This is a genomic window from Actinoplanes oryzae (assembly GCF_030757795.1).
Lineage (GTDB): Bacteria > Actinomycetota > Actinomycetes > Mycobacteriales > Micromonosporaceae > Actinoplanes.
This window is the reverse complement of record NZ_JAUQWH010000271.1, coordinates 1-7,149: the sequence shown is the minus strand read 5'-3', so window position 1 is coordinate 7,149 and position 7,149 is coordinate 1. Positions and strand designations below refer to the sequence as shown.

8 protein-coding genes are annotated in these 7,149 nt (G+C 70.8%); 3 read left to right on the top strand and 5 right to left on the bottom strand.

Going from position 1 to position 7,149, the window contains the following annotated elements:
• From RBH18_RS42160 to RBH18_RS42145, 4 genes are all read right to left on the bottom strand, one after another.
• Window positions 1–1,603 (bottom strand): alpha-amylase family glycosyl hydrolase (locus RBH18_RS42160; protein ID WP_306216129.1); only part of this gene is annotated, 1,603 nt, incomplete at its 3' end.
• A gap of 76 nt (window positions 1,604–1,679) precedes the next feature.
• Window positions 1,680–2,588 (bottom strand): TIGR03619 family F420-dependent LLM class oxidoreductase, encoded by a 909-nt coding sequence (locus RBH18_RS42155; RefSeq protein WP_306216128.1) that lies wholly within the window; start codon window positions 2,586–2,588, stop codon window positions 1,680–1,682.
• A 58-nt stretch (window positions 2,589–2,646) separates the two neighbouring features.
• A complete protein-coding gene (locus RBH18_RS42150) occupies window positions 2,647–4,143 on the bottom strand; it encodes an MFS transporter (RefSeq protein ID WP_306216127.1) in 1,497 nt (498 codons plus the stop codon).
• 94 nt (window positions 4,144–4,237) lie between these two features.
• Complete coding sequence (locus tag RBH18_RS42145) at window positions 4,238–5,023, bottom strand: phosphatase PAP2 family protein (protein WP_306216126.1); 786 nt, start codon at window positions 5,021–5,023, stop codon at window positions 4,238–4,240.
• Between the two features lie 186 nt (window positions 5,024–5,209).
• Here RBH18_RS42145 and RBH18_RS42140 point away from each other — a divergent pair, with 186 nt between their 5' ends.
• Complete coding sequence (locus RBH18_RS42140; protein ID WP_306216125.1) at window positions 5,210–5,827, top strand: TetR/AcrR family transcriptional regulator; 618 nt, start codon at window positions 5,210–5,212, stop codon at window positions 5,825–5,827.
• A 269-nt stretch (window positions 5,828–6,096) separates the two neighbouring features.
• Here the strand turns inward: RBH18_RS42140 and RBH18_RS42135 are convergent, their stop codons facing one another.
• Window positions 6,097–6,234, bottom strand: coding sequence for a hypothetical protein (locus tag RBH18_RS42135; RefSeq protein WP_306216124.1), 138 nt, complete (start codon window positions 6,232–6,234; stop codon window positions 6,097–6,099).
• A gap of 284 nt (window positions 6,235–6,518) precedes the next feature.
• On the opposite strand from RBH18_RS42135, the gene RBH18_RS42130 reads away from it, so the two are divergent.
• Both RBH18_RS42130 and RBH18_RS42125 read left to right on the top strand, forming a co-directional pair.
• On the top strand, window positions 6,519–6,905 hold the full coding sequence (locus tag RBH18_RS42130) for a toll/interleukin-1 receptor domain-containing protein (RefSeq protein ID WP_306216123.1): 387 nt from the start codon (window positions 6,519–6,521) through the stop codon (window positions 6,903–6,905).
• 41 nt (window positions 6,906–6,946) lie between these two features.
• The coding region (locus RBH18_RS42125) for a hypothetical protein (RefSeq protein WP_306216122.1) at window positions 6,947–7,149 on the top strand (203 nt) is incomplete at its 3' end.

Sequence of the window (7,149 nt, the reverse complement as noted above, 5' to 3'; positions counted from 1 at the left end):
TGGCCTTGAACCGCAGCTTCTGCGACTCGGCGTACTCGTCGCCGGCCAGCATGGTCATCGGGCCGCCGAGCAGCTGCATCGTGAGGACCGCGTTGCCGTACGCCAGCAGGTCCCCGGCGAAGAACTCGGCGCCGCGCACCTCGTCGTGGTTGCCCGTGCCGGTGAACTCCTCGGTGAGGAACGAGCTGCCGATCCACCGGAACACCGCCTCCACGTCCTGGTGCGTGAACGCGTCGAGAAGCTGTTCGTACCCTTTGGACTGGATGACGTCGCCGACCCGCGCGCTGTAGTCCTTGCGGTCGTGGTCCTCGGGGACGATCAGCAGCGAGGCGTCCGGCCCGCGCAGCTCGCGGACCTTCATCTCGACCCACGGCAGCGTCTGCTCGAAGAACTCGTACGGCATGCCGAGCGCGTGGTCGATGCGGAACCCGTCGGCGCCCAGGTCGGTCGCCGCCCAGGCCATGGCCCGCCCGATGTAGGCGAGCACGCGCGCGTTCTGCTGCGTCCGCGCGTGCCAGATCCGCTCGCCGGGGTGCCCGCCGTGGTTCAGGTGCTTCACGTCGGGCCAGGTGCCGTACCAGTCGGGCGAGTAGGTCTCCCGCACGTCGGCCGCGCCGAACGGGTTGTAGTGCCCGTCGGGGAAGCGCCCGGCGTACAGCTGCGGCAGCATCCACTCGGCGTAGTTCTTGATGCTCTCGTCGACCGGGCCCTCGAGCCGCTGCCGCACCTGCCCGAGCTGCCCCTCGTCCACGGCCACCTGGCTGTAGTCGCGGCGCCGCACGTCGCCCTCCGGGAACCGGTCGCGGAAGACGAAGTTGTGCCCCACGTGGTTGGGCGCGATCTCGAACAGCACCTTCATGCCCAGCTCGTGCGCCCGGTGCACCAGCCGGCGCATGGCGTCGTTGGCCACGGTGCGCTGCCGGTCGAGGTCCCAGCCGGGCACCGCGCGCGCCTGCTCGGACAGCTCCGGGTCGATCGCGAACCAGTCCGTGCTCGCGTAGTCGCTGCCCGCGTCGTCGACCGCCGCCAGCCCGTCCCACAGGTCCAGCCGGTAGGGCACCTGCAGCCACACGCAGCCCACGCCGTCGGCCGCCAGCTTGTCGAGGGTGTAGAAGCCGCCGTCGCCGCGCAGCATGTCGTCGATCGTGGAGATGTCGGTGCTGTCGGAGCGGGCGTTGGCCTTGTCGATCGGGACCTGCCGGACGTACAGGCTCGCCACCCCGGGGTCGCGCACCCGGAAGACCAGCCGGTTGCCGAGGTCGTGCGGGCGCGGTTCGCCGTGGTCCGGCGCCCAGTGGCGTACGCCGCCCAGCTCCACGAACGCCGTCGCCACGAACGTCCCCCGCTGCGCCGGCGGCAGCGTCGCCCGCCACGCGACCTGATGGTGGTCCTCCGGTTCCACCGGCGTCATCGGCTCAGCCCGGAACTGCCTCGGATCCGCCGCGTTGTAGTTCGTCCACACGAACGCGGCGGCACTGTCCAGTTCGGACCGCTCGGTGGCGGTGACGCCCAGGCCGACGGTCAGCTCCTCCCCCGGGCTCAGCCGGACCCGGTCGGTCCCCGGGCGTACCTGCGCGGTCCCGAACCCCATCGCAACGATCACGGCCGTCCCCCTCCTCAGGCATCCCTCCCAGGATTCGCCCGCGGCGGCCCCCCGTCTTCCGGCAACTCCCTGAAACTCACCCCACGAGCGTGATCAGGTCCTCGTAGAGGCGCAGGTCGGCGTCCACGCTCTCGTACGGCGGGTCGCCCAGGATCACCTCGGTGACGCCGGCCTCGGCGAGCGGCTTGAGCTGCTCGGCGATCTCCGCCGGGGAGCCGCCGAGGAAGGGCCGGTCCGGGCCGAGCGGGTGCGCGCTCATGGGGGCCACGGCGCGGACGACCACCGGCAGCGTCGCCGGGTCACGGCCGTGGGCGGCGGCCTCTTCCCGGAAGGTACGCACGGCCGCCGAGACCTGTTCGGCGGAGAACCCGGACGGGTTGATCCCGTCGGCTATCCGGGCGGCGCGCCGCAACCCGCCCTCGGAGTTCGCGGCGAGCAGGATCGGCAGATGCTCCTGCAGCGGCTTGGGGTTCACCTCGGACGCCTCGATCGCGTAGAAGCGGCCCTCGTACGCCACCGGATCCGGGCCCCAGCAGGCGCGCAGCGCGGCCACGAAGTCGTCCATGCCGGCGCCGCGCCGCCGCAACGGCACGCCGGCGGCCGCGAACTCCTGCGGCAGCCAGCCCTGGCCCAGCCCGGCGACGACCCGGCCGCCGCTGAACCGGTCGAGGGTGGCCAGGCGGCGGGCGAGCATCACGGGCGTGTGCAGCAGCGCGATCAGGCAGCTGGTGCCGAGCTTGACCCGGGTGGTCGTCGCGGCGACATGACTGAGCGTTTCGAGCGGCTCGTAGGTCAGCCGGTACGCCTCGGGCAGCCGCTCCAGCGTGCCGTCCGGCCCGGGCACGGCCGGGGCGATCGGCCGCAGCAGGCGCTCGTACGTGTAGATGGTGCTGTAGCCCAGCTCGTCGGCCGCTCCGGCGATGCGGACGATGCTGTCGGGCGACGCGAGGGGGCCGGAGGTCGGCAGCGCGATTCCGAGTTCCATCCCGGCAATCTCGCACCGGCCGGCCGCCGGCCCCCTGGGACTGTCGTCTCCCCGACTGTTACTTGGCCGCGTGCGTCCCCGGCAGGTGGATCTCCTCGGGCTCCGGCGGCAGGTCGCTCACCCCGTGGGCGACGGCCTCCTCGTGCCGCTTGTGCGCCGCCGGCAGGGCCAGGGCGGCGCCGATGGCCAGGACCGCGACGCCGGCGCAGGTCCAGAAGCCGTACGTGAAGGCGTCGTCGGTGGGCAGGCCCTGCGGCGTGGTGTGCGAGGTGATGACCGCGGCGACCACCGCGGTGCCGATGCTGCTGCCGATCGTCCGGGCGATGGTGTTGACGCTCGTCGCCTCACCGGTCTGGCTCGCCGGCACCGCCTCGATGATCGCGTTGGACATGGCCGCGAAGGCGAAGCCGATGCCCGCGCCGGTGAGGATGCCGGACGCCAGCACCTGCCAGATCTGGCCGTGCGCGAGCGCGGGCAGCGTGAAGGCGGCCACCACGAACACGGCGCCGAGGAACATCGGCAGCTTCGGGCCGTACTTGCGGTTGAGGATGCCGGCCAGCGGGCCGAACAGCACCATCATCACGACGGTCGGCAGCAGGAACAGGCCCGCCTGCGAGACCGACTTGCCGAAGCCGTAACCGGTCGCCTCGGGCAGCTGCAGCAGCGTCGGGACCAGCAGGAACGTGCCGAACATCGCGAAGCCCAGGATGAGGGCGACCAGGTCGGTGGCCCACACGCCGCGGATCGTCATGAGCCGCATGTCGATCAGCGGCTCCTTGACCTTCAGCTCCACGAAGACGAAGACGACCAGGCCCACCACGCCGAGCACGAGCAGGCCGACGGTCTTCGCGTCGCCCCAGCCCCACGCCTGGCCCTTGCTGATCGCCAGCAGCAGCGCCACCAGCGACACCGACAGGATGACCGTGCCGAGGATGTCGAGCTTGCCCGGCGTCCGGACCGGCGACTCCTTCATCCCGAAGATCGCGCCGATCAGCGCCACGATCACCAGCACCAGCGGCAGCCAGAACAGCCAGTGCCAGGACAGGTGCTCGACGATCGGGCCCGCGGCCACGATGCCGATGCCGGCGCCGACACCGAAGATCGCCGAGATCAGGCCGACCGTGGTGGCGACCCGCTCGCGGGGCAGCTCGTCGCGGACGATGCCGATCGACAGCGGCAGGATCGCGCCCGCCGCGCCTTGCAGCACCCGGCCCGCGATCAGCACGGCCAGGTTGGGCGCTAGGGCGGCCACCACCGTGCCGGCCGCCAGGATCGCCAGCACGGCGATCAGCACCTTGCGCTTGCCGGCCATGTCGCCCAGCCGGCCCAGGATGGGGGTCAGGACCGAGGCCGACAGCAGGTACGCCGTGACGACCCAGCTGACGTCGCCGGTCGACACCTCCAGCTCGCGGCCGATGGTGGACAGCGCCGGCGACACGAGCGACTGGAGCACCGCGAACGCCAGGCCGCCCAGCGCCAGGTACAGCACCAGGAGCCCGCCGCCCTTGGCGTGGTCCTCGTCCGGAACGGTCCCGTTCTCGATGGTGGTGGTCATGATTCCTTCAGCGGTCGATGTAAACGCGTGCTGACTTATTATCGGCCGCCCCGGCGCCAAGTCAACAAATGCTTACGTGGCGCGGATCACTGCGTCATGCACGCTTCGCCACCCCTGCGGCGCCCTCCGCCGGATCCCCCTGCCGCGCCGCCTGCTTCGTCCGCTGCCCGGGGATAACCGGCCTGACCGTGCGCGGCACGACGGCGGCGACGACGGCCAGCAGAGCCACCGCCACCAGGGCGTCGAGCCAGTAGTGGTTGCCCGTGGAGACCACGACGAGCAGCGTGATCAGCGGGTGGGCGAGCCACAGCCACCGCCACCTGGCCGCGGGGCCGGCGGCCGCCATCAGGGCCAGCGCGATCACCAGGGCCCAGCCGACGTGCAGGGAGGGCATGGCGGCGTACTGGTTGCTCAGGGTGTCGGTGTCCGGCGGCCCGTAGACGGCGGGCCCGTACAGCGAGCCGGTGTCGACCATGCCCGTGCCGCGCTCCAGACGCGGCGGCGCGAGCGGGAAGGCGATGTGCAGCGCGAGCGCGGCGGCCGTCAGCCCGGCCAGGATGCGACGGGTCCGCAGATAGACCTCCGGACGCCGCACGTAGAGGTAGACGAGGCAGATGGCGGTCGCCGGGAAGTGCACGTACGCGTAATAGCTGTTGGCGGCCACGACCAGCCAGCCGTGCTCCAGCAGCGCACCCTGCAGCACGTGCTCGCCCGGCAGGTGCAGCAGGCGCTCGAAGTCCCACACCGAGCCGGCATTGGCCATGGCCTCCCCGGTGTGCCCGGTGGTGAGGATCCGCCCCGCCTTGTACGCCATGAAGAGCGCGACAACCAGCAGCAGCTCGCGCAGCGCCGCCCTTCCGCGGGCCATTGCTCGCGCCATGGACCCCTCCCCCGTTGGAGTAAACGCTTGCTGACTTCAACGTAGTGAGCCGTCGCCCTTTGTTCACTACGATGTGAGCGGGAGAACAACTCCCTCCCGCATCCTCGGCCCCGCCCGCAAGTCAACGACTGTTTACACTTGGTTGCGGGCGCGTTACGCTGCAGGGAGGAGACGAGAGGACGGTCCGTGGCTGCACCAACCGCCGCCTGTGCCGGCGAGACCCCCCGCCGGCGGCGCAACGCCTCGCAGACCCGCCAGCTGCTGCTGGAGGTGGCGAGCACCCGCTTCGCCCGAGACGGCTACGCGACCACCACCGTGCGCGACATCGCCGACGCGGCCGGGGTCAACGTCGCCCTGATCAACCGCTACTTCACCTCGAAGGAAGGCCTCTTCGAGGCGTGCCTGACCACGGCCTTCCTCGCCCTCAAGAAGGAGACGACGGGCCTGACCCGCACCCGGATCGCCGAGGGCATCGCCCGCCGCGTCCTCGGCTCCGCCAGCGACGAGGGCCTCCACGAGGCCATGCTCCTGCTCCTGCGCTCCTCGGGCGACGAACGCATCGACGACATGCGCCGAGCCCTCCTGCGCTCCATGAGCGAACGCCTCGCCGAAGCAGTCGCCGGCCCCGGCACCTCCACCGACGACGGCGTCCTGCTGCGAGCCCAGATCGTCCTGGCCACCACCCTCGGCATGACCATGCTCCGAGCCTCCCTGGCCACCGACCCCCTGGCCTCCGCCTCCGAGGCCGACCTCGTCGGCCCCCTCGACGACCTGGTCCGAGCCCTGCTCCCGGTCAAAGACTGACCCAGTAACGCCGCTTGACCCCGACAGCCGTCTCCCGCACGCCCACCGGCCTCCTCGATGATGCGCGCGCACGCGGCATCGTCTGGCGAGCACGTCAAAAGGACGCCGCCGAGCCCCAGGGCGCGCGCCCGGCCAAGCGTCGTCCCGAGCGCCACGTCGCAAGGGCCCACTCCGCGACAGCCGCGGCGCACGCTGTAACCGATGTGGCCGCCCGCCTCGAGCAACCGCAACTCGGCCGGCCCCGGCACGGCGTCACGCCACGTGATCCATCAGTAGGTCGAGCGCCCGACATGACCGGGCGGAAGCGCCTCGTGCGGATCAGCACCGCCGCGCAGCCCGGCGACCCAGGCGTCGAAGCCTGTCATGCTGTGCACGTCGTCGCCGTCCCGCGGCCCTGAAGCGTCCATATGCTCTCACTTGCGCTCACCACCTCTCCAGGCAGAGCCGCCGCTCGTGATCATTGCTGCCATCCCTTGCGGAGATCGTTCCGAATACGGCGGCAGCCGTGCATGCGGGTTGCCGGACGCACTCATCACACCATTGTCATAAACCTGACTTCACCGCTTGCCGAAGCAAAGGCCCTTCACCACATCAGGGGTAACGGAGGTTTCGCGAGGACATCCGGCCTCGCCACACACCCCCCATCCCTGTAGCGTCATCAGGTGGCATCTCACCTTCGCAAAGGAGGAGTATGGCCGAGGTTTTCGTCAGTTACCGGTCCGCCGATGCCGCGAAGGCACGCACGTTGTCCCAGGCGCTGCGAGCTGCCGGCCATGGCGTCTGGTTCGACGAGTGGCGAATCAATCTTGGCGACTCTGTGGTGGAGCGTATATCGGCTGGGCTGACCGGCACGGCATACCTGGTTCTCTGCTACTCGAGTTCCGGAATCGACTCGCCATGGATGAGCCGGGAATGGATGTCGAGTCTGGCCCGCCAACTGGATGGCCGGTCGATCAAACTTCTGCCGGTACGTCTCACCGGTGATGCGGTACCCGCCATACTCGCGGACCTGAAGTATGCCGACCTTGTCGCTGATTGGGATGACGGAGTACGCCGCCTCCTGGCAGCCATCCGATGAGTGACCCGCCCCGGCGCCGCCCCATTCTCATCGCGCACGCCGTGGGTGACGAGGAGCATGCCGAACAGGTAGCCGCGCCCCTTGCGGCCGCTGGATACGAAGTCGTGCATCAAGGCACGGTGCTGGTCGGCGAAAGCCTGATCGCCGAGGCGAGCCGGGTGCTGGCCGCCGGCGGCCCGGTCGTGCTCTGCGGCACGGCTCGCGCAGCCGGCAGCCGGTGGGCACACCGGCTGGTGCACGCGAC